At 39.1% G+C, this 26,182-nt stretch carries 22 protein-coding genes; 14 read left to right on the top strand and 8 right to left on the bottom strand.

What is annotated here, in order from left to right:
• Window positions 1-17: 17 nt before the first annotated feature.
• The 3 genes from GQR44_RS00730 to GQR44_RS00720 form a co-directional block, all read right to left on the bottom strand.
• Window positions 18-1,625 (bottom strand): methyl-accepting chemotaxis protein, encoded by a 1,608-nt coding sequence (locus GQR44_RS00730; protein WP_166368232.1) that lies wholly within the window; start codon window positions 1,623-1,625, stop codon window positions 18-20.
• Between the two features lie 504 nt (window positions 1,626-2,129).
• Window positions 2,130-4,217, bottom strand: a complete 2,088-nt coding sequence (locus GQR44_RS00725; RefSeq protein ID WP_166368230.1) for a bifunctional diguanylate cyclase/phosphodiesterase — start codon at window positions 4,215-4,217, stop codon at window positions 2,130-2,132.
• Between the two features lie 303 nt (window positions 4,218-4,520).
• A complete protein-coding gene (locus GQR44_RS00720) occupies window positions 4,521-5,483 on the bottom strand; it encodes a TDT family transporter (RefSeq protein WP_166368228.1) in 963 nt (320 codons plus the stop codon).
• Between the two features lie 308 nt (window positions 5,484-5,791).
• On the opposite strand from GQR44_RS00720, the gene GQR44_RS00715 reads away from it, so the two are divergent.
• The gene (locus GQR44_RS00715; RefSeq protein ID WP_166368226.1) at window positions 5,792-6,121 is read left to right on the top strand and encodes a multidrug efflux SMR transporter; all 330 of its coding nucleotides are present in this window, start codon (window positions 5,792-5,794) and stop codon (window positions 6,119-6,121) included.
• 73 nt (window positions 6,122-6,194) lie between these two features.
• On the opposite strand, the gene GQR44_RS00710 is transcribed toward GQR44_RS00715, so the two are convergent.
• A complete protein-coding gene (locus GQR44_RS00710; RefSeq protein WP_166368224.1) occupies window positions 6,195-7,451 on the bottom strand; it encodes a sensor domain-containing diguanylate cyclase in 1,257 nt (418 codons plus the stop codon).
• Window positions 7,452-7,731: 280 nt separating this feature from the next.
• Here GQR44_RS00710 and GQR44_RS00705 point away from each other — a divergent pair, with 280 nt between their 5' ends.
• On the top strand, window positions 7,732-8,349 hold the full coding sequence (locus tag GQR44_RS00705; RefSeq protein ID WP_166368222.1) for a glutathione S-transferase: 618 nt from the start codon (window positions 7,732-7,734) through the stop codon (window positions 8,347-8,349).
• A gap of 511 nt (window positions 8,350-8,860) precedes the next feature.
• Here the strand turns inward: GQR44_RS00705 and GQR44_RS00700 are convergent.
• The 4 genes from GQR44_RS00700 to GQR44_RS00685 all read right to left on the bottom strand — a co-directional run bounded on the left by GQR44_RS00700 (window position 8,861) and on the right by GQR44_RS00685 (window position 14,915).
• Window positions 8,861-9,034 (bottom strand): hypothetical protein, encoded by a 174-nt coding sequence (locus tag GQR44_RS00700; protein WP_166368220.1) that lies wholly within the window; start codon window positions 9,032-9,034, stop codon window positions 8,861-8,863.
• A gap of 141 nt (window positions 9,035-9,175) precedes the next feature.
• Window positions 9,176-10,081 carry an SH3 domain-containing protein gene (locus GQR44_RS00695; RefSeq protein WP_166368218.1) on the bottom strand — a complete coding sequence of 302 codons (906 nt, stop codon included), beginning with the start codon at window positions 10,079-10,081 and terminating at the stop codon, window positions 9,176-9,178.
• Between the two features lie 591 nt (window positions 10,082-10,672).
• A complete protein-coding gene (locus GQR44_RS00690) occupies window positions 10,673-11,560 on the bottom strand; it encodes a response regulator transcription factor (RefSeq protein WP_166368216.1) in 888 nt (295 codons plus the stop codon).
• A complete protein-coding gene (locus GQR44_RS00685) occupies window positions 11,550-14,915 on the bottom strand; it encodes an ATP-binding protein (protein ID WP_166368214.1) in 3,366 nt (1,121 codons plus the stop codon). The genes GQR44_RS00690 and GQR44_RS00685 overlap by 11 nt, the downstream gene beginning before the upstream one ends.
• 259 nt (window positions 14,916-15,174) lie before the next feature.
• Here GQR44_RS00685 and urtA point away from each other — a divergent pair, with 259 nt between their 5' ends.
• The 12 genes from urtA (at window position 15,175) to ureG (ending at window position 26,180) form a co-directional block, all read left to right on the top strand.
• Entirely contained in the window at window positions 15,175-16,458 is a 1,284-nt protein-coding gene (urtA, locus tag GQR44_RS00680) for an urea ABC transporter substrate-binding protein (protein WP_166368212.1), read from the top strand.
• Between the two features lie 100 nt (window positions 16,459-16,558).
• A complete protein-coding gene (urtB, locus tag GQR44_RS00675) occupies window positions 16,559-18,187 on the top strand; it encodes an urea ABC transporter permease subunit UrtB (protein ID WP_166368210.1) in 1,629 nt (542 codons plus the stop codon).
• Window positions 18,187-19,398, top strand: coding sequence for an urea ABC transporter permease subunit UrtC (gene urtC / locus GQR44_RS00670; RefSeq protein WP_205962912.1), 1,212 nt, complete (start codon window positions 18,187-18,189; stop codon window positions 19,396-19,398). Before urtB ends, urtC begins: the two co-directional genes overlap by 1 nt.
• On the top strand, window positions 19,398-20,207 hold the full coding sequence (gene urtD, locus GQR44_RS00665) for an urea ABC transporter ATP-binding protein UrtD (RefSeq protein WP_166368208.1): 810 nt from the start codon (window positions 19,398-19,400) through the stop codon (window positions 20,205-20,207). The genes urtC and urtD overlap by 1 nt, the downstream gene beginning before the upstream one ends.
• Before the next feature lie 2 nt (window positions 20,208-20,209).
• Window positions 20,210-20,905, top strand: coding sequence for an urea ABC transporter ATP-binding subunit UrtE (urtE, locus tag GQR44_RS00660; RefSeq protein ID WP_166368206.1), 696 nt, complete (start codon window positions 20,210-20,212; stop codon window positions 20,903-20,905).
• A 28-nt stretch (window positions 20,906-20,933) separates the two neighbouring features.
• Window positions 20,934-21,851, top strand: a complete 918-nt coding sequence (locus GQR44_RS00655; protein ID WP_240923528.1) for an urease accessory protein UreD — start codon at window positions 20,934-20,936, stop codon at window positions 21,849-21,851.
• Window positions 21,852-21,945: 94 nt separating this feature from the next.
• Window positions 21,946-22,248, top strand: a complete 303-nt coding sequence (gene ureA / locus GQR44_RS00650) for an urease subunit gamma (RefSeq protein ID WP_166368204.1) — start codon at window positions 21,946-21,948, stop codon at window positions 22,246-22,248.
• Between the two features lie 16 nt (window positions 22,249-22,264).
• Window positions 22,265-22,606 (top strand): urease subunit beta, encoded by a 342-nt coding sequence (locus tag GQR44_RS00645; RefSeq protein WP_166368202.1) that lies wholly within the window; start codon window positions 22,265-22,267, stop codon window positions 22,604-22,606.
• A gap of 2 nt (window positions 22,607-22,608) precedes the next feature.
• Window positions 22,609-24,312: an urease subunit alpha gene (ureC, locus tag GQR44_RS00640; protein ID WP_166368200.1), complete on the top strand. Its 1,704-nt coding sequence runs from the start codon at window positions 22,609-22,611 to the stop codon at window positions 24,310-24,312.
• A gap of 14 nt (window positions 24,313-24,326) precedes the next feature.
• Window positions 24,327-24,827: an urease accessory protein UreE gene (gene ureE, locus GQR44_RS00635; RefSeq protein WP_166368198.1), complete on the top strand. Its 501-nt coding sequence runs from the start codon at window positions 24,327-24,329 to the stop codon at window positions 24,825-24,827.
• Window positions 24,817-25,512, top strand: coding sequence for an urease accessory UreF family protein (locus tag GQR44_RS00630; protein WP_166368196.1), 696 nt, complete (start codon window positions 24,817-24,819; stop codon window positions 25,510-25,512). Before ureE ends, GQR44_RS00630 begins: the two co-directional genes overlap by 11 nt.
• 56 nt (window positions 25,513-25,568) lie before the next feature.
• The gene (gene ureG / locus GQR44_RS00625) at window positions 25,569-26,180 is read left to right on the top strand and encodes an urease accessory protein UreG (RefSeq protein ID WP_166368194.1); all 612 of its coding nucleotides are present in this window, start codon (window positions 25,569-25,571) and stop codon (window positions 26,178-26,180) included.
• The last annotated feature ends 2 nt before the right edge of the window (window positions 26,181-26,182 follow it).

Genomic DNA, 26,182 nt, shown 5'->3' with positions numbered 1-26,182 from the left:
ATCAATCTACCAATTTATTAATATTTAAACTGACTCACTAATTTATTTAGCTCAAGTACATTATTTTTGAGGGTTTCTCCAGTTGTACTGACTGACTCAATATTGATGGCATTTGAATTAGATACGCCAGAAATATTAACAATACTGCGTTCAACCTCAGATACGACTTGGTTCTGTTCTGCTGCTGCAGTGGCAATCTGTTCGTTCATTTGACTTATATTTTTCACATTTTCGGCAATAACACTCAATGAATGAGTAAGCGCTTCCACCTTATTATGTGATTGGTTTGCGTTATCCCTACTTACTGCAAAAACTTCTACCACTTGCTCTACATTCTCGCGTAAGCGATTCACGATATTTTGAATATCCTGTGTCGACTCCTGAGAACGACCTGCTAAAGATCGTACTTCATCGGCTACCACCGCAAAACCCCGGCCTTTTTCTCCGGCACGCGCCGCTTCAATAGCGGCATTAAGGGCGAGTAGATTCGTCTGTTGAGAGATGGCGACAATTACTTCTAACATAGCGCCTATATTGGCACTATCATCCCCTAAGCGCTTAACAACTTGTTGTGCTGAAGTCATTTTTTCAGATAATTCAGCCATTTGTACTGTGGCTGAGTTACATATGCTCATGCCGCTTTCGATATGTTCATTAACCACTGCTGTTTCATTTGAGGCATCAACAGTATATTGAGCGACTTCTTTAGAAGAAACGGTTAGTTCATTCATGGCACTCGCAGTTTGCTCTGTTTCCTTAAGTTGCATGGACATATCATGTTTTGTTTTTTGAGCTGAATCTTGTAACAAATCAGAGGTTTCATTAAGATCTTTAATGGTTAAACTAACCGTTTTAATGACTGCCTGTGTCTTTGTAATGAAGCTATTAATGTGGTGTGAAGTAATACCTAGTTCGTCATTTTTAGACTCATTTAACCTTTTCGTTAAATCGCCTTCTCCATGGGCTAGGTCATCAGCCATCTTCATCATCGCATCAAGTGGTTTTAATAAGCCTTTACTAGTTAATAGATAGAAAGCGCTCAATATTATTAAAAATAGGGCTGAAAAGGCATAAACGGAGAATTCTATTGCTGCTGCATTTTCAGTTTGGTTGCTGAGGTTTTGTGCTGAACGTTCTCTGGACATCGACATGACTTGTTCGACTTGTTCTGTGATCGCCGCTGCGGCATCATCAAACGCAGGCATTATTTTATTACCGCCCGCAGGTCCTTGCTCAATATAAGCATTCGCCATTGCTTTCCCTGTATCAAAGTAGTTCTCAAGCGTGGGCAGCATTTGTTGATAAAAGTCTGAATTATCTGTATCGAGTATGCTTAATTCTTGAAGAAGGTTAACTGCAATCTCGTAATTTTCCCCTGCTACCTCAATACCGTCATTTAATCCATCCAAGGCTCTTGTTGCACTAATATCTGTCACCCATTGCTGCACTTGTATCACTGCTATTTTTAACTCATAGTTTTTAAACAGGATAGGTTCAATGGTATCGGCTATTTTAATGGATGCATCATGGATACGACTGCTCTGATAAATCATATAGGCTGATTGGATAAATAGTACCGCCATCAAAAAAAATAAAGCTAAGTACATTTTTTTTCTTATCGTCATAGTCGCTCTCTCTGTGTAAATTTAATGAAGGATTAATTTTTTAAATCGATGGGGTAAATTTAACTATGACTGTTACATGGCTGTAGATCTGTTGTGTAGTTTCAGATCAAAAGTAATAGTAAATTAACTACAAGTTGATAGCTAAAAAGGAGTATTTTTATAACGATCCTAACAAAGTTAGTAAATTAACTAAAAATAGCAATTAAAAGTAAGATTATTTATTTTTTTCTACTTTTTATCTGCGCTTGAGCACTCTACTGTGAACTAATTCTTTGGTATTCCTGTACAGTTAAATGTGGAAGTAGCTGCTCATATAGGATTAAAAACGACACTAATTCTCCTGAACATTCCGAACATAATGATCATTGTTATTTGCTAAAAAGAGTCGCTCTGTATGGTTTTTTCTGCGTACTCTGTCATTAATCCAAAGGGAGGGATTTTAAATAAATATAGAGCAGGAGAGCTTATACCGTCGTTGATATGTTTTTTATCAATAACTTTTGTTCACTCAGTTAACTTATATTCTTGGGAAAAGGTAATAAACTGCGCTGCGGGGATGGGTTTACTAAAATAATAACCCTGCACAAAATCGCATCCTAACTCCTCTAAAATTAGCAATTGTTGGTGCATTTCAACGCCTTCTGCGACAACCACTAATCCTAAACTATGCGCCATTGCAATCGCTGCTTTAACTAAGTTTCTATCTTCATCATTAAGCGTAATACCATTAATAAAACTGCGATCTATTTTTAAAACATCGAAAGCATATTGTCTTAAATAACTTAGCGAAGAGTAACCAGTACCAAAATCATCCATTGATAGCTTTACTCCCAGTTGATCAAATTGCAGTAAGGTATCGTCAACATAAGATTGACCTGTCATTAACACGCCTTCAGTAATTTCAAGCTCTAAGCTATGTGCCGGTATATTTTCATCTGTGAGCGTGTTTTTGATAAAATTAAACAGCTCTTTATCTCGGAACTGGCTAGGCGATAAATTAACTGCCATCACATATTTTTGTTGAGTGACATTTTGCCAGTGCGTCAAAAAACTGAGTGATTGCTTAATGACGTATCGACCAATGGCAACAATTAACCCAGTATGCTCGGCAATAGGTATGAACTCATCGGGGGTAATATGGCCTAGGGCGGCGTTATGCCAGCGTAACAGCGCCTCTGCACCAATAATTTGTTTTTTATTTACATCTAATAAGGGCTGATAATATATTTCAAATTCATTGCGTTCTAACGCGCCATGCATTTGTTCCTCAATTTCAAAGCGCCTCATCATTGATACATTCATTTCTTTAGTAAAAAATGAATAGGCGTTACGCCCTAATGCTTTTGCTTGATACATTGCAATATCAGAGTTACGTAACAATTCAGATGTGTTAGTTCCATTTTGTGGATACATAGCGATGCCAATACTTAAGGTAAGAATCAGCTCACGTCCATCAATGGATAAAGGCTCTCTAAAAATATTTAATAACGTGTCTGCTATCACCGAGGCATCGCTGTCGGAGTTTATATCTCGTATTAATATAATAAACTCATCTCCACCTAAGCGCCCAACAGTATCCTCTTTACGTATTGACTGGTTTAATCTATTTGCAGCTGCGATGAGTAGTTTATCGCCAATTTCGTGACCTAATGAATCATTCACTTTTTTGAAGTCATCTAAATCAATAAAGAATACCGCTGCACATTCTTCATTTCGCTCTGCTTCATTGAGCATTTGCGACAAACGATCCAATGCTAAAAAACGATTAGGTAATAAAGTTAGTGTATCGAAATAGGCATGTTGGCGAATGATTTCTGAAGACTTATGCTGTTCTGTAATATCACGAACAATACCTAAAATTTGATTGTGTTCAGGAAGGTGGCTAAGTCTTGCTTCAAAATAAACAATGCCAAAGGGCATGGCTAATTCATATTCAAAACACGTTTCACCTACTTGTTTCAGTACTTTATCAAAATGCATTTGAAATTTATTGGCAACCTGTTCCGGTAAAATATCAACCATCAATTTACCTGTAAACTGATGAGGAGACATATACAGGCTCTTTGTATTATTGGCTCGATAGTCAATAATCCTGCCTTCTTCCGTCATTAAAAAAAATAAATCAGGACTTGCTTCAAACACTGCTTCCAACATTTTTTCTTTAAAAATAGCTTGTGCTTGCGCATAACGAACATCACTTAAATCAATATCGACACAGTACATTTGTTTGTGGTTATCTTGATTAATAAACATGACGTGGCTTGAGAAAACATTAATATCTTCACCTTTTTTATTGTGTAAGGTGATTTCTGATGCGGGGATGGGGACATTGTTGTTAACCCAGTTGCTGTGTGCAGCAATTATATTTTCCCATATTGGCTTAGGAATTATCAATTCCTCTAGTCTTTTTCCTAAAGCTTCCTCTTTACTATAACCATAAAGCGATTCGCTACCTTTATTCCAGTAAATCACTCTGCGCTGCTCATCATATCCTTGCACAGAGATCGCTTCTACTTCATCAAACATTCTATGTAATGGATCGTTGGTTAAGTTGGGATGGAATATTGGTTTTTTGATTCTCATGTACTCCATATCGGGTTAGATGAAAAAAGTTAAGTTAGACGAAAAAAAGTTGAGCGAGATGAAAAAGACATTTTATTTATACTATACCTAAATAAAATATTTTTGTTTTTTATTTAAATATATTCTAAAAATGGTAGAGATGAGTCAATATTTTGATTAAAGAATATTTTTATATTAACGAGACCCTGACAATAAATGTAATTCCTGATTAAGATCTGCAAATATCCGGTTCTGACATTTACGGTAACCTATTAAATAGCGATGCTATCAATCATTGTCATGTGCTCGTTTACGACTCAGTGCTATTGTTTTTTAAGCTTTCTGAAAGAAATGAGGTAAATATCGCACCGTTACATACAACACCATGGCACTAGCAATCGCCAGTTCGATATTAGCGAGTTGCTCGGTAATATTAACCCAATGTGTTGCAAAACCCTTTTCTAATAAAAATTCACTCACTTCCATCAATGCAACAGCGCCAACCACTAATGGAAAAGTGAAGGCAGAATATGCAGGCGTGTAGGAAAGACGTAGCAGGCTTTTAAATACAAGGTAAATATACAGAGTCATGCTCAAGGCTAAAGCAAAAAGGCACCCGAGCAGTAAGTAGTTGGGCTGGCTGGTTGTTACAAGATATGCCAATAAGAGTAAACTTGCAGGCGTCGCTAGGATCACGATAATCGGTTTTTCATTATCAGTGAGTACGCTACCAAATAATAATCGATATAGCACGATTGGCAGTAGTACCGCGTAAGAAAGTAAACCCAGCCCAAATATAAAGTGTATAAAAGCAGGTGCTAGTCCGCCGGGGTGGGTTATTAAAGCAAGGACTAGGCCTATCGGAGGAATAAACCAACTAGGTAATATTTGTTGAAACTGGAAAGCCTTACTGCGACTGAATATAAAATAACCCAAGAAGTAAAGGTGTAAAACAATCGCTAGCCAACTGACTACTTGCCCTATCTGTAAATCATATAAAGCAATACTATTTGAGATAACCATCAATGCCATTGCTAAGGTTGGGATCACCGTACCTGCAATAGGGTGCTGTAAGTCTTGCTTAAATAGATGTGGATTGAAGATAAATTTGAGCAATAACAGTGTAATAATACAAGCAGCAATACTTGCTCCCAGGATCTGAGCTTTTCCCTGTAAAGGAATAAAATGCTCCCATGATAATCCTAAGCTAGCAATCGCTAATGCCAACCCTGAGGCGGCAGTTGGAATATTACAAAAATAGTGATTGAGACGGATAAATTGATTGGTTTTTAACATGTTTATTGTGGCTCATCTTCAAGGATATTTACTGTTTAATTTTTATTGCCGAAAAGGTTATTTGAAATAAAATAACTCAGCCGGAAAATAATAGCAGAGATTTCGAACTTTAAGAGGGGATAGGTCAAAGGAGCTGAGATTATTTAAGGTTCATGAGCAGGTAAAATTATCATTGTTGCTGGGCTGATAGGTTAATTAGTTGATTAAGTGGCTGAACTTGTTATTGTCCACACCCAATTAATTAAGTCTTATCAATACAAAAAACAATAAAAAAATAATAAGACAAAACAATAAAATAAAGGACAGGTATGGGTTATTGGTATTTAGCGATTGCAATTGTTTCAGAAGTGATTGCCACTCTCGCATTAAAAGCATCTGATGGATTCAGCCAACTTTTTTATAGTGCGATTTGTGTGATCGGCTATGTTGCTGCCTTTTATTTTCTGTCCCTTGTATTGAAAACAGTGCCAGTAGGCATCGCTTATGCTGTGTGGGCTGGAATGGGTATAATTCTAGTGGCTGCTATTAGCGCGATTATTTATAAACAGGTTCCAGATTTGCCTGCAATTATTGGGATGGGGTTAATTTTAGCGGGCGTTGCAGTTATGAACTTATATTCAAAAACGGCAGCACATTAAGTCTTATACACAAGCACCATATAAAAGGAGAAAAAGATCCTATAACCGCTTGCTAAATGTGGCCTATTTCAACTTAAACTGATGAAACAGCATTTCCACATTTCACGACACAATCCTTACCATTCGCTTTTGCGAAGTATAAATACTTATCGGCGGACTTAATCAGATCGTCAATACTAAGGTCAGCTTCGTCCTCACAAGTTGAACTAATACCAATGCTGACGCTTGCATTAAATGACACAGTATCTTGTTGGTATTTAACTCGATTAAAAGCAACCCTAATTGATTCCGCCATTTCAGCTGTTTTTGGGTTACTGATGTTAGGGATAAAAGCAATAAACTCTTCGCCTCCCCATCGTCCTACAACGCCATTAAATTTTTGTACTATTTTTTTGATGATCCCTGCCAATGTTTTGATCACCTGGTCACCCATTTGATGGCCATAGGTATCATTTACTTTTTTAAAGTCATCAATATCTATGAGCATACAAGTGATATCGGTACTTGTGTTGTAATGCGTACCTAACCAATCATAAATCGAACTACGATTATATAAGTCAGTGAGCTGATCATGGGATGCGCGGTAGGCTAAAGCTCGCTCATATTCAACTTTATCCGTAACATCTTCTAATACCACTTGAACCGCAGGTTCGCCTTCCCATTCAATTAAGTTGTCATAAATATTAAAAAAACGTTTACTGCCATCGAAACAAATATTTTCAACAATATTACTCTTACTTGTTACTTCGCCATTGATCGTCTTAACATAATGTTCTTTTACTTCTGCATGCTTTTCGACAGGAATGAATTGCAAGATAGATTCAGTTTCCATGGCTTGTTGCAGTGATGATGCACGCATTTCATTCGCCCAAGCTTGATTTAGCATCAAGGGTTTAAAATTACGATGTACCATTATCCCTTGCCCTGAATTCATAATTAAGCGCTTAAACATTAAATCTTTTTCACGTATTTGTTTATTTGCTTCAACAACAATCGACAAATCAATCACAGTCACTTGAAGCGCTAACTCTCCTGCATATTCAATAAGGTGATCGATCGAGAATACCGTAAATTCTTTACCATAACGGTCTATGTTGTGAAATGTATGGCCTCGAGGAGTTATTTTACCTGCAATGATATCAAGGTAATTTTGCATCGCTAGTTCATGAAATTCTGGCGTAATAAGATCCAAGAACGAATCTATACTATTTAATAAATCATCGGGGCTATCATAGCCATAAAGTTTGGCATAGTTTTCATCAACATAAATCGCTTTAAGATTTTGAATGATGATCACACCATAAGTTGAATCAATATTAATATCAGGCATAAGAGTTACTATTTTAAGTGTAATTATTAAGGGGTAAATATAGCCATTTAAAGTTAGCTATTGGCATTTAATTACTTAAATATAGCTATTTTTTGAAATTAAGTATAACTAACTTGAAATTAATCGAATTATTTTTGAGCTTTTATGCCTTTCACATCACATCCCATAAATACACTCGATGGTTGATATTGGTTATTACAAGCATTGGATTAAATAGCTTTCATTGCTATGGTGATGCAAATAGCTGTTTCTGTTATTAACAATTAAATAGGTAGGTATTATGATCACGTTACACCACTTAAATAAATCACGCTCTAAACGTATTATTTGGCTCTTAGAAGAACTCGGTGTCGAGTACCAAATAAAGCCTTATTTACGAAATAGTGAAACATTTTTTGCTCCACCAGAGTTAAAAAATATTCATCCATTAGGTAAGTCACCGGTAATAGAAGACGATGGTCTAGTGATCAGCGAGTCAGGCGCTATTACGGAATATTTAATTGATAAATATGGACAAGGTAAGTTCGCACCAGCGCGCGGTACTAATGCCTATGTCGAATATTCACAATGGTTACATTTTGCAGAAGGCTCGGCAATACTACCGCTTTTGTTAAAAATATTTGTTGCTAAAGATGGCTGTAAAACTAACTTTTTAGCTGATTATGCTGATGCAGAAATGCTTAAAATACTGAGTTACGTAGAGCAATGTTTAGAAGGGAAAAAGTATTTAGTTGATGAGCAGTTAACCGGCGCAGATATTATGATGTCGATGATTGTTGAGAACTTAGTCGCTACTGGTGCTATCAGCAACTTTAGTAATTTGGGTCGTTATGCACAGCAGTTAGCATCCCATGATGCATTTAAAAAAGCAGATCAAGTAGAAGCTGAATATTCGTAGTTTCTAACATTGATTCATATGGGCTCATCGAGCCCATTTTTTTTGATCAGTTTTTGAGCTTGGTACTGGTTTGTCTGCGCTCGTTGAGGTCTTATTCATAATTTTTGCTGGGTATTTCGCCTTGTCGGCTACTCTACTTTTTGAACAGCAAAGAAAGCTATGTTTATAAAAACCAACGTTTATAAAAAACCAAAGAAAGCTGTCACCGATTCGCTTTCTGATCCAAGTAATCCAATTATTTTTAACGTACCGTTTCGGACGTGCAAAGGGCACGCAGAGCTTAGTCCGCTCATAAGACTATGCTGTCGCATAAATCGCTCCATGCACTAGCCTCAACTAATCCAAACATCCTGTTTGTCTTTACTAAAAATAAGTGAATGACTTGGGAAAGTTCAACGGCGGGGGAGTTGTAGCCACATTTGTTAATGTATTAAGCTTGGCTTTTTTGAATAGTGGTTAATTTAATAACGTTTTGGTGTTGTTGGTTCGTCTATGCTTATCGAGGCTTTATTTATAATGGTTGCTGTGTATTTCGCCCTTTCGGCGACCCTACTTTCTTTGAACAGCAAAGAAAGTAGGCAAAGAAAGCAGTCACCGATTCGCTTTCTGATCCAAGTAATCCAATTATTTTTAACGTACCGTTTCGGACGTGCATCCATGCACTAGCCTCAACTAATCCAAACATCCTGTTTGTCTTTACTAAAAATAAGTGAATGACTTGGAAAAGCTCTACGGCGGGGGAGTTGTAGCCACATTGAGTATCGATATTGATTGTTAACTATTTCAGCTTATTAAGATCAACTTTTGGATACCCTGTACTTTTTTGTTAAGGCCTTTCATACTTTGCTGGTTTTTTAGGGTTAAGAAGTTTTAAGTATTTTTTAAATACCCAGCCTTGTTTATATGAATCATCAATATGGTCGTAGTATTCAACTTCAATCCATCTTGAGTTTTTCGCTACAAGCTTAACTTTTTGATTGGGGAATAGAACTTCAAAAATTTTGTGCTTGGTGGAAGGGCCACTCCGAAAGTTTACACTTTTTTTGACAATATAGAACGACGCACCAGCTTCTTCTCTTTCAGCTGCACTATAATTTTGTAAAAGCGTAAACTCTAACCTATCAAGCCTCTGGTATAAAAGTTCATCAGATTCTTCTGATGAACTTTGTGACATTAAAAATAGGATTATTGATAGTACTAAGCTTAAATAAAATTCGAAGCTTAGTACTGTTCCAGGGGATTTTATTTTTTCTTCTATACTACTAATCGTAGCTTGTATGGGGTCAGCACTTTCTGTTTCTGAATAATGCTTCACCGTCTGGGCATATACCTCTGAAATTGTCTCTGGCTGAAAGTCTGCAACGATTTTAGCTATGTTTCTAGCTTGGCTTGCAAGCCTAACTAATTCTGGGTTGTGTAGGTGTTTAGTATTTATGAAGGCTGAGATTAGATTTAGATGACTTTGCATTTCCAAGATATTATTTTTGAATGGAGCCAAACTTGCCTCGATATTTTTCATTGCTTTAGCGTAGGGGGCTATTTTTATATTGAGGCTATCTATTGCTTTAAAGGTAGGTGCCATTTGCAGGTTAATTTTTTTAATCGCTTGCATTGATGGTGCAATCTGGTGAGCAAGAACATTTCTAATGTTTGTCACATCAGAGAACATTTTTTGAAATCGTTTTTGGTCTTCCAAAATATTGGCAGTAACTTTGTCTAATTCTTTAGTCATATATTTATTTTATAGTGGCCTTAACAGTCTAATTAAGTAGATTCATTTCGTATTTTCGATGAAAATACGAAATACATTAATTTGTTATATTTTTAACAGTACTCTACTACAACAGTAAATCAAACAATTAAGGCTATCTATAAGCTGAAAATAAAATATTAATTATGTGGATGTGTGGAATTATTGGAAGTTCAATGTGGCTACGTCAATTCCCATTTTAGTTTTTCTGAATTAATCACTGCCTTTAGCAAGGTAAGGCATGGATGCCGTTGCTAGCTCAGCTCGCCACACGGACGTGGCGTATGAGCGGTGCGTTAAGAAGGCTGTTTTTATTCAGATTAAAAAAACGATATGGGCGTTTCTTTTGGTTCTGTTTTCTTTGTTCGTATAAAGAAAATGAACTCGCCGACAGGGCGAAACACCAAGCGATGAAAAATCAAACTGACAAGATGAGCAAAGACGAGCTAATACTTTCAAGTCATTACCATATATATTTCCACAAATAATCGTAGAAACAAGAAATAATAATATGAATTCCCACGGAGACCATGGGAACGAGAAAAAAGGATCAACCAGCAATCCTTTGCTGCATCATCCCTCTAGGATCCTAATCGAAATCGCTGCTGCCGATGTGCGGTTATCCACCCCTAACTTCTTATAGATCTGCTCTAAATGCTTATTTACTGTGCGTGGACTCATCTCCAAAATCTGAGAAATTTCCCAACTGGTTTTCCCGTAAGAAACCCAATACAACACTTCTGATTCACGCTTGGTGATGGGTAGGTTTTCCTTTAAATCTTGTGCTGATTTTTGCGTCTTATTTTGTACAATACGCAATAAATGCATCTCTTGCTGCTGGCGCTCGTAAGCAATACTCATTTTTTCTGAAAAACAGTCCACGGTTAACGCTTGGCTGGTGTCACCTAGTAACCAACTTTCGATTAAAGTGGCTAAGGTTGCCCATGGGCTTGCGTCGCCTTTAGAAATATTATCTACCAGCTCATGCACATGGGGTGTTGCCCAAGACAAACGGCCTAATTGACTGACACAGAAAACGGTTTTACCGGCATGGTCTAATGCATCCTGCGCACTTAATGCGAGTTTTGCGGTTTCAACATGACGTTTAATACGCACAATCACTTCGTCGGGCGAAATAGGTTTAGTCACATAATCCACGCCACCCGCTTCAATACCTTTTACGATGTCTTCAACGTCGGTTAATCCAGTCATGAAAATAATCGGAGTGTTGGGTAATAGCTCTTTTAAACGGCGGCAGGTTTCAAAACCGTCCATTTCAGGCATCATCGCATCTAATAACACCACATCTGGCGGGACTTTTTCTGCGATGGCCAGCGCTTGTTGTCCGCTTAAGGCAACTAGTGCGGTATAACCTTGACTGTTCAGCGCTACATTGAGCATGCCTAATGATTCTGGCGAATCGTCGACAACCAATACAACATCACTGCTTTTAGGATCCATGGTTTAACTCGTTTAAATATTCAATAATTTTAGGGAAGTTACAGACTTCAACATATTCAAGTATCTGCGATGCGCTGTCTTCTGGAAAGTAATATTCTGCTTCTATCTGTGCAAATTTATCTTTAAACCCAGACAGGTAACCAATCTCTGCAAGTGCGATTAATGCTTTATATTGTTCGTCGCCGACACTTAGTTTATTACTGCTATTGGCGTCTTCAGTAGTTATATTATCAGTATTTTTATATTGCCATTGTAAGTTTAATAGTTGTGCAATTTTGCCTAATAATGCATCCAAATTGAGAGGCTTCGCAATATAACCATTATGAAAACCTTCCGCTTGAAGGTTATATTCTGCATCACGTGCATTGGCTGAAACCATTAATACGGGCATTTGATAATGCTGTTCACGCATACTTTTAACCATTTGCCAGCCGTTAATATCAGGCATTTGTACGTCCATTAATACTAGGTCGATATCATTTTCCTGCAATAATTCAAAACCCTGTTGTGCATGTTCCGCTAATAACACATTGAAACCAATCGGCGCGAGTAAATGCAACATCAGTTGGCGTTGGTTTTTATTATCATCCACCACTAAAATGCTTTGCTTAGCACCATTATAACCAACGGCTTCTGATTTGGTGAGTTCAGGCTCTTTAGGGTCTTTGTTGAGTTTGAATAACATTAACCTGAAGTAAAAGGTGGAACCTTGCCCAACATTACTACTTAAACTTATTTCACCGCCCATTAATTCCGCTAATGAGCGTGAGATAGTTAGCCCTAAACCTGTTCCTCCGATAGATTGAGTATGGTTATTACGAATTTGTTCAAAGGGTTTAAAAATCAGTTCTTGGTTACTTTTAGCTATTCCCGCTCCGGTATCTATAATACTAAAGTTGGCGACTTCGCTGCGATAAGTGACCTTAAACGTTACCGATCCTTTTTCAGTATATTTAATGGCATTAGAGATCAGGTTGATCAATATTTGTCTAAAGCGTTGCTTATCGGTTGCCACGTAATCAGGTAAGTTAGCGCTGGCGATATAGTGAAATTTAATACCTTTTTTACTGGCTTGCATTTGAAACATATCCACCAGCTGCTGCAAAATCGCTTTTAAATTAAACTCATCACGCTGTAAAGTGACACGGCCGGCTTCAATTTTAGACACCTCTAATAAGCTTTCAATTAAGTCTGCAAGGTGCTCACCATTGCGTCTTACAATCGCAATACTTTCGCGCTGTTTCGGTGGTAATTCTTGGTCGCGCATCAATAATTGTGCATAACCTAATAACACATTAAGCGGTGTACGTAGTTCATGACTCAAAGCTGCAAGGTAACGACTTTTGGCTTCGTTAGCTGATTCTGCAACTTCTTTTGCGCTTTGTAATGCTTCCGATGTTTGTTCGTGAGCATCGACCTCTTTGGCCAAGGCTTTAGTTTGTGAACGTAGTTCTTTTAATGCATGTTGATTGCCATCACGAGCGAGGATAAATAACCAACTGACGATGCCAATAATGATCATTAATAGGAAGAATATCTTAACTAAAGTGCTAGCAAAAACCTGTTTAACTTGTAAATCATCCAGTGGCACTTGTAGATAGACTAAGACTAAAATAGCAGCGCCGATCAAACTTAACCCTAATGTCAGTGCGATGAATTGCATCAAAGGAGTGGTTAATGCTTTTAGTACTTTGGCACTTAAGAAACGAGTGAAAAAATCATGAGCTTGTTGTGAAAGCGTAGCGTTAGGACGGCATTGATCTGAACAACGTACATCTAAACTACAACAGAGCGAACAAATAGCTTTGCCATAAGCAGGGCAGAAAGTGATGTCTTCATGGTCAAAGCTATTTTCGCAAATATGACATTGTGTGAAGGTTTTAATTTCAGGTTGTTGGTTTGCCGCTAAATAGTATTTCCCTTTAGTTAACCAACCGATTAAAGGCACAGTAATAAAAGGTAAAAAACAGGCGATGAAAGACGCTAAAGCTTCAACTGTTTCACCATAAATACCCATATGCGCAGTAAAACCTGCTACCGATGCAATTAACATTGAACCCACGCCAACGGGGTTAATATCATAAAGGTGTGAGCGTTTGAACTCGATATGGCGCGGGCTTAGCCCTAATGGTTTATTAATGATTAAATCGGCAACAACGGAGCTTAACCAAGCTAATACAATGACTGAATACACGGACAACATACTGGCAATGGTTTGGTAAATGCCGAGCTCCATTAGTAGTAGTGCAATGGCGACATTAAATACCATCCACACCACGCGGCCCGGGTGGTTATGGGTAACACGCGAAAAAAAGTTCGACCATGCTAATGATCCCGCATAAGCATTTGCGACGTTGATTTTGAGTTGTGATAACACCACAAAGCTACAGGCAACAAAAACACTAATAGAAGGGTTATCAAAGACATAGCTATAAGCAAGTTGATACATGTGTGCAGGGTCGCTAGCGAGATCCGGTGCAATGCCTTGTTTTAATGCAAAATAGGCTAAAAAAGATCCTAAAAAAAGTTTAAGCGCACCAAATACCATCCAACCTGGGCCACCGGCAATCAACGCCAGCCACCAACGCCAAGCACCTTTTTTAGGTTTCTCTGGTAAGAACCGTAGAAAATCTACTTGTTCACCAATTTGTGCCACCAGCGCTAACAATACCGCTGAAGCACCACCAAATAATAAGAGATTAAAGGTTGCTCCTGATTCGCCTGCTTCACCGGTAAAGTTTACCCAATCGCTGAATTGTGTATCGTTATGGGTAAATACAAAGAACAGCGGCAGCAGTTGCAATGCCACCCAAATAGGAGATGTCCATACTTGAAAGCGGCTGATGTAGGTGATGCCGTGGGTCACTAATGGAATGATTAATAGCGTACTAACGATATAACCCGCGGGTAAGGGCAGGCCAAATAATATCTTTAATGCCATAGCCATAATGGCGGCTTCAAGGGCAAAGAAAATAAAAGTAAAGGAGGCATAGATAAGTGAGGCGATGCTGGAGCCAATATAACCAAAGCCAGCACCTCGGCTGAGTAAGTCAATATCAACGCCATATTTGGCGGCGTAATAACTGATCGGTAAACCCGTTAAAAACACCACTAATGTCACCGCCAAAATCGCCCATGCGGCATTTTCAAAACCATATTGCAGCGTGATTGCGCCGCCAATTGCTTCTAAAACCAAAAATGAAACAATACCTAACGCGGTCATAGAGATGCGGTTTAGTGACCATTTTCTAGCTCGTTTGGCAGTAAAACGCAGTGCAAAGTCTTCCATCATCTCATTTGCAACAAGCTTGTTGTAAGTTCTACGCGCTTTAATTATTTTTTGGTTTGATTGCATGCATGCTCTTTTGCTATTTATTGGCTATCCGTACCCTTACTAATAGCTACTTCGCTCTTAGCATATCTCGCGCGCGTAGCTTACTTCAATAGTACTTTCTATTATATGCGCATAATTGCGTAGTCCATTGCGTGCTTTTACGCATTTAATGCTTGCTCTAATTACTGGATACTTATCCCACTTGAAATAGGTTGGGATTGAGATTTTTATTCCGTTAAAAAGATCGATTATTGGATACTAAAAGGGAAAGGAACTATCTATGAAACTGAAAAAACTAATTGTTGCAAGTTCGATTGTTGCAACGGGGTTAATGACTAACTTTGCTTACGCGGCTGACAATATCAAAGTCGGTGTTTTACATTCTTTATCTGGCACCATGGCGATTAGTGAAACCACACTAAAAGACACTGTGTTGATGATGATTGAAGACCAAAATGCAAAGGGCGGTTTATTAGGTAAACAACTTGAGCCTGTGGTAGTTGACCCTGCGTCAAACTGGCCATTATTTGCAGAGAAAGGTCGTGAGTTATTAGCAAAAGATAAAGTAGATGTTATTTTTGGTAGTTGGACTTCGGTTTCTCGTAAATCAGTATTACCAGTGCTTGAAGAGCTTAACGGTTTGATGTTCTATCCCGTTCAGTACGAAGGTGAAGAGTCATCTAAAAACGTATTCTATACCGGTGCTGCGCCAAACCAACAAGCGATTCCAGCGGTTGATTACCTGATTAATGATATTGGCGCGAAGCGTTTTATATTGTTAGGTACGGATTACGTTTACCCACGTACAACCAATAAAATCTTAGAAGCATACTTAATGGCACAGGGCGTTAAGTCTGAAGATATCATGATTAACTACACGCCATTTGGTCATTCAGATTGGCAAAACATTGTTGCTGATGTGAAACGTTTTGGTTCTGAAGGTAAGCAAACAGCTGTTATTTCTACAGTAAACGGTGACGCAAACATTCCATTTTACAAAGAGTTAGGTAACCAAGGTATTTCTGCTGAAGATATTCCTGTTATTGCTTTCTCTGTAGGTGAAGAAGAACTGTCTGGCTTTGATGCAAAACCGTTAGTGGGTCACTTAGCTGCTTGGAACTACTTCCAAAGTGTTGAGACAGAAGAAAATGAAGCGTTTATTGCACAATGGAAAAAATACATTGGTGATGACAAGCGTGTAACAAATGATCCAATGGAAGCAACTTATATTGGTTTTAAAATGTGGGTTAAGGCTGTTGAGAAAGCCGGTACTACTGATGTTGATGCTGTTGAACAAGCAATGATTGGTATTGCTGTACCTAACTTAACCGGTGGTATTGCGGTGATGAACGCTAACCATCATTTATCTAAGCCAGTATTAATTGGTGAAATCCAAGAAGATGGTCAGTTTGAAGTAGTTTGGGAAACGCCTGATACCGTAATTGGTGATGCATGGTCAGACTTCCTACCAAGCTCTAAAAACCTAGTATCTGATTGGACTGCTCCAATCAAATGCGGCAACTTTGATGTAACGACTGCAAAATGTTCTGGTCAAAAGTTTTAGTCATAACGTTCTAATGCATTAATTAACGTACAGAACAACTTAATGGGAGGCACCGTTCTCCCATTTTATGAACTAAAAAACCAATATTAAGGAACAGCCCATGTTGCGTCTATTTCCCCTGTTACTTTTCTTTGTTATGTCATTCAACGCCTCAGCCGCTGTTAGTGAAACACAACAATCAGCTCTTCCGCTGTTAGTAGAGCAACTACCAAATACCAAATTAAATAAAATGGCGCCATTGATTGAACAAATCGCGGCGACGTCTGCACCACAAGTACGTGCTATTTTACAACCATTGATGGATGGGGACCTGTATTACCTTAAAACCAATAAGCGTGTTGTATCAGTCTATAAAAATGAACAAAAGCAATATCAGTTAACCGATGTATTAAGCGCTGAAGCATTGCCAGCAGTTAAAAAATCAGCGATTAAGAAAGTCAGAACCAATAACCGTTTACGTGGCCAAATTCGTGATTTATTAGCCAACCTAGATTTAACAAACACTGATACAGATATCCGTATCGCGGCTTTGAAACAGCTATTAGATAATCCTAACCAAGCCGGCCTGGTTGCCGTCAATAAATTAATTAAAGCAGAGAAAGATGAAGATGCTCGCGAGTTAATGTCGGTCATTTTATTAATTGAACAATTACAAACTGGGTCAATAGCGGAGAAATTATCTGCTGCTAAACAACTCTCTAATCGGCTAGAGCCTACCGTTAAAAACGCATTAGTTAAGCAATTAGGTTCGTTACCAAGTAATGCAGCTGATGCAGAAACAAAAGAGTTAAAAACGGTCTTAAGCAATGCAATAGACAGTATTGAGCAGCAAGCAAGTGTATTTAGCTTAGCGGAAAATCTGTTCTTCGGATTAAGCCTTGGCTCAGTATTATTACTCGCGGCGATTGGTCTTGCTATCACCTTTGGTGTGATGGGCGTGATCAATATGGCGCACGGTGAAATGATGATGCTAGGTGCTTATACCACTTATGTTATCCAACAAACTTTCCCCAATTTAATTGAATACTCTTTATTAATGGCCGTGCCTGCCGCATTCCTTGTGTCTGGTTTTGTTGGGGTGTTAATTGAACGTGGTGTGATCCGTTTCTTAAAAGGTCGTCCGTTAGAAACTTTATTGGCTACCTTTGGTATCAGCTTAATCTTACAACAGTTAGTGCGTAGTGTTTTCTCTCCGCTTAATCGCCAAGTTGAAGCGCCGCAGTGGATGAGTGGTTCGTTAGAGATTAACCCGATTCTGTCGCTTACCTATAACCGTTTATACATCATCTTATTTGCATTAATGGTGTTCTTCTCATTGTTAATGATTTTGAAAAACTCTTCATTAGGTTTACACGTTCGTGCCGTTTCTCAAAACCGAGATATGGCCAGAGCCTTGAGTGTTAAAAGCTCATGGGTAGATGCCATTACCTTCGGGTTAGGTTCAGGTATCGCGGGTGTTGCAGGTGTTGCATTAAGTCAGTTAACCAATGTTGGACCGAACTTAGGACAGGCTTATATCATCGATTCATTCCTAGTGGTGGTATTTGGTGGTGTGGGCAATTTATGGGGTACGCTAGTTGCCGCGATGACCATGGGAACATTTAACAAAATATTAGAGCCATCAATGGGACCTGTATTAGCCAATATTATTGTGCTAGTCAGTTTAGTGTTGTTTATTCAAAAACGACCTAAAGGACTGTTTCCGCAAAAAGGGAGAGCTGCAGAATAATGAAAACTTTACTTAATTCACCTAGCGTGAACAACATAACCAAAAAAATGAGTAGTTTGCATTTTGTTATTGCGATCTTATTTGTCTCAACCTTGTATGTCACTGTTTGTAACTTAATGTTTGCCGAGGGTTCGCTGCTGCATGTGAGCGATTACACTGTGAGCTTATTAGGTAAGTACCTTTGTTATGCTTTACTGGCTTTAGCCGTCGATTTGGTATGGGGATATTGCGGTATTTTAAGCTTAGGCCACGGTGCATTCTTTGCGCTAGGTGGTTACGCAATGGGCATGTACTTAATGCGTCAGATTGGTGACCGAGGTGTTTACGGTAACCCAGAACTACCCGATTTTATGGTGTTCTTGAACTGGACTGAATTACCTTGGTATTGGGCGGGATCTGATAATGCCTTAGTGATGATCTTATTAGTGTTTGCTGGCCCTGGATTATTAGCTTACATTTTTGGTACGTTAGCATTCCGTTCACGTGTAAGCGGCGTGTACTTATCAATTATGACCCAGGCGATGACCTATGCGCTGTTATTATCTTTCTTCCGCAATGAAATGGGGTTTGGTGGTAACAATGGTTTAACGGATTTTAAAGAAATCTTTGGCTTCTCATTGCAGTCTCCAAATACCAAGCTGGCTTTATTCGTAGCGACGGCAGTCATGTTAGCCATTGGTTATGCAATCAGTCATTTTATTGTTAATTCAAAAATGGGCCGTGTCGTCACTGCTATTCGAGATGCAGAAGACCGCGTGCGTTTTGTGGGTTACAAACCACAACACTATAAAGTGTGGATCTTCGTGGTATCGGCAATGTTAGCCGGCGTAGCTGGTGCGCTTTATGTGCCGCAAGTGGGCATTATTAATCCCGGTGAGTTCTCACCATTAAACTCCATTGAAATTGTTATTTGGGTAGCGATTGGTGGTCGAGGCACATTATATGGTGCGTTAGTTGGGGCGATTGTGGTGAGTTATGCCAAAACACGTTTCACTGCGATCATGCCAGAAGCTTGGTTATTTGGATTAGGTGGTTTGTTTGTATTAGTCACCTTATTATTACCTAAAGGCCTTGCAGGGTTAGTGACTAACTTAATGGATAAAATAGATCCACCATCCACAGACAACAAACCTAACAGCTCAGACGGGAGCGCTAACACAAGTACTAACAAAAGTGCTGACGATTCAATATTAACAGCGGAGAATAAATAATGATTGTAGATAAACACGGTTCACCGCTGTCATCCGTTGATAATTTAAAACCAGATACACGCCACGGTATGATTTTATACGTGGAAGATGTCAGTGTGAGTTTTGACGGTTTTAAAGCATTAAATGACTTGAATCTTTATATTGGCGATGGTGAATTACGTTGTTTAATTGGTGCCAATGGTGCCGGTAAAACAACATTAATGGATGTGATCACCGGTAAAACACGTCCAGACCAAGGTAAAGTTAGTTTTGGGCAACAAATTGATTTATTAGAGCTTGATGAATCTGAAATTGCACGTGCGGGTATCGGGCGTAAGTTTCAGAAACCAACGGTATTTGAAGCATTGAGTGTGTTTGAAAATATTGAGTTAAGTTTGTCTGGTGATAAAGGTATTTGGACTGCGCTGTTTCATAAATTGAGTGGCGAGCAAAAAGACAAAATAGATGAAGTCTTACAAACCATCGGTTTAACTGCCGAGCAGCACTATCCCGCTGGCCGTTTATCACATGGCCAAAAACAATGGTTAGAAATTGGTATGTTACTAGCCGCTGAACCGCGTTTATTGTTAGTTGATGAACCCGTTGCAGGCATGACTACGCAGGAAACAGAGCGTACCGCTGAGTTATTAACGTCATTAGCTGGTAAGCATTCGGTAGTGGTGGTTGAACATGACATGGCTTTTGTTAGGTCCATTGCACGTAAAGTAACAGTGTTGCATCAAGGGACTGTATTAGCGGAAGGTTCGATGGATGAAATCCAAGCAAATAAAGCAGTACGTGAAGTTTATTTAGGTGAGGAGCAAGCTTAATCATGATTGAATTAACCGCAGTAAATCAAAAATATGGTGGGACACAGATCCTATGGGATCTCGACCTAAAGATTAAGAAAGGGTCTCGCACTTGTATCATGGGGCGTAACGGTGTGGGCAAAACCACATTATTAAAAACTATTATGGGATTACTGCCTATCAGCTCAGGTAACCTCGTTATTAATGACAAAGAGATGAGCAAAAGTAGTGTCGAGCAACGCCCTGAAATTGGCGTGGGTTACGTGCCGCAGGGTCGTCATATCTTTCCGCAATTGACAGTTGAAGAAAATCTAAAAATAAGTTTAAATTGTTCAAGACAAAAAAGTAAAACCATTCCAAATCATATATTTAAGCTTTTTCCTGTTTTGGAAGAGATGTTACATCGTCGAGGTGGAGACTTGTCTGGTGGCCAGCAGCAACAATTAGCCATTGGCCGTGCTTTAGTACTGAATCCGGATATTTTAATATTAGATGAGCCAAACGAAGGTATTCAACCTAATATTGTGCAATTAATTCGAGATGTGTTATTAAAGTTAAATAAAGAACAAGGCATGACCATTATTTTAGTAGAGCAGAAGTTACCCTTTGCTCGCGCAGTGGGGGAAAACTTCCACTTGATGGAAAAAGGGCAAGTGATTGCATCGGGTCCAATGGATGAGCTTGATGACGAATTAGTGAGTAAATATCTAGCCGTATAAACAGATAAAAGGATTTAATCAAATAAGCATGATGTCAATTATCGACGAGTCTACAACAGCTGCAACATTAAAAGCGCCAGTGAAAAATCACTGGCTTGCTCATCTATTTTTACAATTCAGTCATACTCCAGTAGGAACGCAACTCACTCGTACTCAGCGTAAAGGACCATTATCGGTTCAAAAAGCTTTTTATCCTGAAGGGCGAGATTGCGCGCATATCTATCTATTACATCCGCCAGCGGGCATTGTTTCTGGTGATGAGCTACGTATTAACGTTGATGTTCAGCAAGATGCGCATCTCTTGTTTACTACACCAGGCGCAGGGCGTTTTTATCGTGCACGAACGAATCTGGAAATAGGCGATACTAAGCAATCGCAAATTACTCAATTACAGCTAGAAGCAGATGCTAAATGCGAAAATTTTCCACAGGAAACAATCGTTTATGAGGGTGCCGACGGTTTTAATACCGTTGATATTAAGCTCACAAGCAGCAGTGTTTATTTGGGGTGGGATATTACTTGTTTAGGTTTACCTGATTCAGATGAACCTTTTTTGAATGGAAAGTACTGCCAATTGAATCGCTTATATTGCGATGAAATCTTGATTTACCATGATCGTATTGCGTTATCTCCCGCTAACCAACTATTAACACATCCTGCAGGTTTGGCCTGCAATAGCGTATTTGCAACTTTTTTAGCCTATGCACCACAAAAATTAAAGCAACCACAGCAACGTGCAGAATTATTGGCGTTATTACGTGACCAAGTTAAGCAACAAGATGCACAGACGTTGATCAGTATTAGTGATATTGATGGTTTATTAGTGATCCGCTATCTAGGCGCACAGGCGCAACAGTGCAAACAACTATTTATTAGCTTATGGGAAATATTGCGGCCGCTATTGATTGATAAAACCGCGCTACAGCCTCGAGTTTGGCATACATAAAGAGCAAGTTTTAACTAATAATCAATACCCAATAAATAATATCTAATAAATAACGTTATAACCTCGAATTTGGCATACATAAGAAGAGAATATTATGGATCTATTACCAAGAGAAAAAGATAAATTACTGCTTTTTACCGCGGCATTATTAGCCGAGCGTCGTTTAAAACGTGGTGTAAAACTAAATTATCCTGAAGCCATGGCTTATATCTCAATGGAGATCATGGAAGGTGCTCGTGATGGTAAAACCGTAGCTGAAATGATGGATTACGGACGTACGTTATTAACCCGTGATCAAGTCATGGACGGTATTGCGGAGTTAATTCCTGAAGTACAGGTCGAAGCAACATTTCCTGATGGCACTAAGTTAGTGACTGTCCATAACCCTATCATTTAGTTAATGGAGTAATCAGATGATTCCTGGTGAAATTATTACAGATGCGGGTGACCGCGAATTAAACGTCGGATCCGAGAAAATCATGGTTAGCGTAGCTAATTCAGGTGATCGTCCTATTCAAGTTGGCTCGCATTATCACTTTTACGAAGTGAATAGCGCTTTGGTTTTTGATCGTGAACTCACCAAAGGTTATCGTTTAGATATTACTTCAAGCACTGCGGTTCGTTTTGAACCCGGCCAAAAACGACAAGTCACACTTATTCCTTATCGCGGTAAGCGCCGTGTATTTGGCTTCCGTGGCGACATTCAAGGCGACATTCAAGGCGACATTGATGGCAAGAATGAGGGAGGACAATAACCATGGCAACGATTGATAAACATTCTTACGCACATATGTTTGGCCCAACTGTTGGTGACCGTGTTCGTTTAGCAGATACCAACTTATGGATCGAAGTAGAAAAAGATTTTACCGAGTACGGTGAAGAGGTCACTTTTGGTGGCGGTAAGGTTATTCGAGATGGAATGGGGCAAAGCCAAGCATCTTGTACTGAAACCGTTGACCTTGTTATCACCAACGCTTTGATCCTAGACCACTGGGGCATTGTAAAAGCTGATGTAGGTATTAAAGACGGACGTATCGCTATTATCGGTAAAGCCGGTAACCCTGATATTCAAGACAATATTGATATCGAAATAGGGGCGGGAACGGAAGTGATTGCGGGTGAAGGTCAAATATTAACGGCTGGTGGAATAGACGCGCATATTCATTTTATTTGCCCACAGCAAATTGAAGAAGCACAAATGTCAGGTGTCACTACTATGATTGGTGGCGGTACAGGTCCAGCAACAGGGACTAAAGCAACCACCTGTACGCCGGGGCCTTGGAATATCCATAAAATGCTACAAGCAACCAATGACTTCGCCATGAATTTTGGATTTTTAGGCAAAGGAAACGTCAGTTTACCTAAAGCGTTAGAAGAACAAATTGAAGCGGGTGTTTGTGGTTTAAAATTACATGAAGATTGGGGCACAACCCCAGCAGCTATTGATAACTGCCTTTCGGTTGCTGAGCGATATGATGTGCAGGTTGCTATCCATACTGACACCTTAAATGAGTCGGGCTTTTTAGAAGATACACTGGGCGCATTTAAAGGCCGTACTATTCATACTTACCATACTGAAGGTGCTGGTGGCGGTCACTCTCCAGATATTATTCGTGCCTGTGGTGAAGCTAATGTATTACCTTCATCCACTAATCCAACACGTCCCTATACGGTTAATACTATTGATGAACATTTAGATATGTTAATGGTTTGTCATCATCTAAACCCGTCGATTCCAGAAGATATTGCCTTTGCTGATTCACGTATTCGTAAAGAAAGTATTGCGGCGGAAGACATCATGCATGATTTAGGAGCAATCAGTATGATTTCTTCTGATTCTCAAGCAATGGGGCGCGTTGGTGAAATGATCACTCGCACTTGGCAAACTGCCCATAAGATGAAACAGCAACGTGGTCCGTTAGCCCCAGATACAGAGCGAAACGATAATTTTCGTGCTAAGCGCTATATCGCTAAATACACTATTAATCCAGCCATTAGCCATGGTATCAGCCATGAAGTTGGCTCCATTGAAATAGGTAAACTGGCGGATTTAGTATTATGGAAGCCAGCGTTTTTTGGTATTAAACCTTCGATGATTATCAAGTCTGGCTTTATTGCAGCGGCTCCGATGGGCGACGCGAATGCCTCGATACCAACGCCACAGCCAGTTTATTATCGTCCAATGTTTGGTTCATTTGGCAGTGCCTCTGCGCAAACGTCAATGACCTTCTTGTCACAGGCTGCAATCGATAAAAACGTACCAGAAATTGCTGGAATGACGCGCTTAATCGGTGTGTGTAAAAATACCCGTAATGTGGGGAAAAAAGACATGATCCATAATGATTGGATGCCGAATATAGAGGTCGATTCACAAACCTATGAAGTACGAGCAAATGGCGAGTTATTGACCTGTGAGCCGGCGACGGAGTTACCACTAGCACAGCGCTATTGTTTGTTTTAAGTTAGGAAAAAACAATGTTACAAGTATTTGAAAGGTTGGATCATACGCATGATCAGATTAATGATTCGATTACCTTAGATCATGACACTCGCAAGAAATCACGTATCAAAGGCGTGACAGATAAAGGTGCTGATATTGGTATTTTTGTTGAACGTGGCCATCCCCTATTGGTGGGAGAAATATTAAAAACAGAATGTGGTTTATTGATTGAAGTGAAAGGGCAGGCTGAGGATGTTTCAACTGCGCTTGGCACGGATTGGTTAACGTTTAGCAAAGTTTGTTATCACTTAGGTAACCGTCATACTACATTACAAGTGGGTGAGTTATGGGTACGTTTTAAACCTGACCATGTGCTAGAAGAGCTTGCTGAAAACTATGGTTTAACAATCGATAGAACACCTGCTGTTTTTGCTCCTGAGAATGGTGCTTATGGTAAGCGAAGTGGTCATTCTCATTCGCATAGTCACTCACACAACAATTCACATAGCCATTCAGATCATCACCATGAACATTAATATGGCCAGTCCGGTTAAGCTTAATCGATTACTGCAATTGTGCAGTGCTAATCTACCGGTTGGTGGTTTTTCGTTTTCGCAAGGGTTGGAATATGCAACGGAAATGGAATGGATCAACAACCAAAAAACGACCTTTGATTGGATTGAGTTAAATCTCAATGAATCCATCGCACGCACTGATCTAGCATTATTGAAACGACTTTATCATGCCTTAGAAAACAATGATTTTGAAAGTTTTAAGTTGCATAACCAACATCTAATTGCGTGTCGTGAAAGTAGCGAATTGCGCCTTGCTGATGTTGCGATGGGTAAAGCATTAATCCGTTTATTAAAGCAACTCGATGCTGTTGATAGCGAACCTTACGGTGAATTGTTTAAGCAGCCAGATAGTAGCTTTGTGAGTATTTTTACGATTGCAGCTTATCTTTGTGAATTAGATTTAATCTCTGCACAAAGTGGTTATTGTTGGACATATTTAGATAACCAAGTGGCTGCTGCGACTAAATTGGTGCCATTAGGGCAAACTCAAGCACAAAATTTGTTGTTTGATTTAAGCGATAAAGTGGCAGGGGCTATTAGTGTTGCAAACCAAATTGAAGATGATGATATTGGGGCGAGTCTACCTCGATTAGCAATGGCTAGTGCTTGGCACGAAACGCAATACACCCGCTTGTTCAGATCTTAAAAATTAGATTCGTTTTAAGTACAGACAAACTATTTTAGAAATATGAGAGAAAGATAATGAGAAAAAAACAACTTTTACGTATCGGTGTGGGTGGCCCCGTCGGCTCAGGTAAAACGGCATTATTAAGTCAATTATGTTTAGCGTTACGCGATAAATATGAAATGGCCGTGGTTACTAACGATATTTATACTCATGAAGATGCACAGTTTTTAACACGTAACGATGCGCTGTCGGCTGACCGTATTATGGGAGTTGAAACCGGTGGTTGTCCGCATACTGCGATTCGTGAAGATGCTTCCATGAACTTAGCTGCTATTGATGAATTACATGAACGTCACCCTGATTTAGATTTTGTATTAGTGGAAAGCGGTGGTGATAACTTAAGCGCTACGTTTAGTCCTGAACTATCCGATTTAACTTTATATGTGATCGACGTTTCTGCAGGTGATAAAATACCGCGTAAAGGCGGTCCTGGTATCACTAAGTCTGACTTGTTAATCATTAATAAAATTGATGTTGCTGATTTGGTAGGAGCATCGTTAGAGGTGATGGATAGAGATGCAAAGAAAATGCGTGGTGATAAACCATTTATTTTCAGCAACATGAAAACACAGCAAGGGTTAGCTGATATTATTGAGTTTATTGAAACACAAGGTATGCTTAAATAAGC

It is taken from the genome of Psychromonas sp. SA13A (assembly GCF_011378715.1).
Classification (GTDB): domain Bacteria; phylum Pseudomonadota; class Gammaproteobacteria; order Enterobacterales; family Psychromonadaceae; genus Psychromonas.
The sequence above is the reverse complement of the archived record's forward strand: the minus strand, read 5'-3'. Positions and strand labels throughout refer to the sequence as shown.

Excerpts from the sequence above, each read along its gene's own strand:
- GQR44_RS00730 (WP_166368232.1), bottom strand. The coding sequence starts at position 1,625 with ATGACGATAAGAAAAAAAATGTACTTAGCTTTATTTTTTTTGATGGCG.
- GQR44_RS00725 (WP_166368230.1), bottom strand. The coding sequence starts at position 4,217 with ATGGAGTACATGAGAATCAAAAAACCAATATTCCATCCCAACTTAACC.
- GQR44_RS00720 (WP_166368228.1), bottom strand. The coding sequence starts at position 5,483 with ATGTTAAAAACCAATCAATTTATCCGTCTCAATCACTATTTTTGTAAT.
- GQR44_RS00715 (WP_166368226.1), top strand. The coding sequence starts at position 5,792 with ATGGGTTATTGGTATTTAGCGATTGCAATTGTTTCAGAAGTGATTGCC.
- GQR44_RS00710 (WP_166368224.1), bottom strand. The coding sequence starts at position 7,451 with ATGCCTGATATTAATATTGATTCAACTTATGGTGTGATCATCATTCAA.
- GQR44_RS00705 (WP_166368222.1), top strand. The coding sequence starts at position 7,732 with ATGATCACGTTACACCACTTAAATAAATCACGCTCTAAACGTATTATT.
- GQR44_RS00700 (WP_166368220.1), bottom strand. The coding sequence starts at position 9,034 with ATGTTTGGATTAGTTGAGGCTAGTGCATGGATGCACGTCCGAAACGGT.
- GQR44_RS00695 (WP_166368218.1), bottom strand. The coding sequence starts at position 10,081 with ATGACTAAAGAATTAGACAAAGTTACTGCCAATATTTTGGAAGACCAA.
- GQR44_RS00690 (WP_166368216.1), bottom strand. The coding sequence starts at position 11,560 with ATGGATCCTAAAAGCAGTGATGTTGTATTGGTTGTCGACGATTCGCCA.
- GQR44_RS00685 (WP_166368214.1), bottom strand. The coding sequence starts at position 14,915 with ATGCAATCAAACCAAAAAATAATTAAAGCGCGTAGAACTTACAACAAG.
- urtA (WP_166368212.1), top strand. The coding sequence starts at position 15,175 with ATGAAACTGAAAAAACTAATTGTTGCAAGTTCGATTGTTGCAACGGGG.
- urtB (WP_166368210.1), top strand. The coding sequence starts at position 16,559 with ATGTTGCGTCTATTTCCCCTGTTACTTTTCTTTGTTATGTCATTCAAC.
- urtC (WP_205962912.1), top strand. The coding sequence starts at position 18,187 with ATGAAAACTTTACTTAATTCACCTAGCGTGAACAACATAACCAAAAAA.
- urtD (WP_166368208.1), top strand. The coding sequence starts at position 19,398 with ATGATTGTAGATAAACACGGTTCACCGCTGTCATCCGTTGATAATTTA.
- urtE (WP_166368206.1), top strand. The coding sequence starts at position 20,210 with ATGATTGAATTAACCGCAGTAAATCAAAAATATGGTGGGACACAGATC.
- GQR44_RS00655 (WP_240923528.1), top strand. The coding sequence starts at position 20,934 with ATGATGTCAATTATCGACGAGTCTACAACAGCTGCAACATTAAAAGCG.
- ureA (WP_166368204.1), top strand. The coding sequence starts at position 21,946 with ATGGATCTATTACCAAGAGAAAAAGATAAATTACTGCTTTTTACCGCG.
- GQR44_RS00645 (WP_166368202.1), top strand. The coding sequence starts at position 22,265 with ATGATTCCTGGTGAAATTATTACAGATGCGGGTGACCGCGAATTAAAC.
- ureC (WP_166368200.1), top strand. The coding sequence starts at position 22,609 with ATGGCAACGATTGATAAACATTCTTACGCACATATGTTTGGCCCAACT.
- ureE (WP_166368198.1), top strand. The coding sequence starts at position 24,327 with ATGTTACAAGTATTTGAAAGGTTGGATCATACGCATGATCAGATTAAT.
- GQR44_RS00630 (WP_166368196.1), top strand. The coding sequence starts at position 24,817 with ATGAACATTAATATGGCCAGTCCGGTTAAGCTTAATCGATTACTGCAA.
- ureG (WP_166368194.1), top strand. The coding sequence starts at position 25,569 with ATGAGAAAAAAACAACTTTTACGTATCGGTGTGGGTGGCCCCGTCGGC.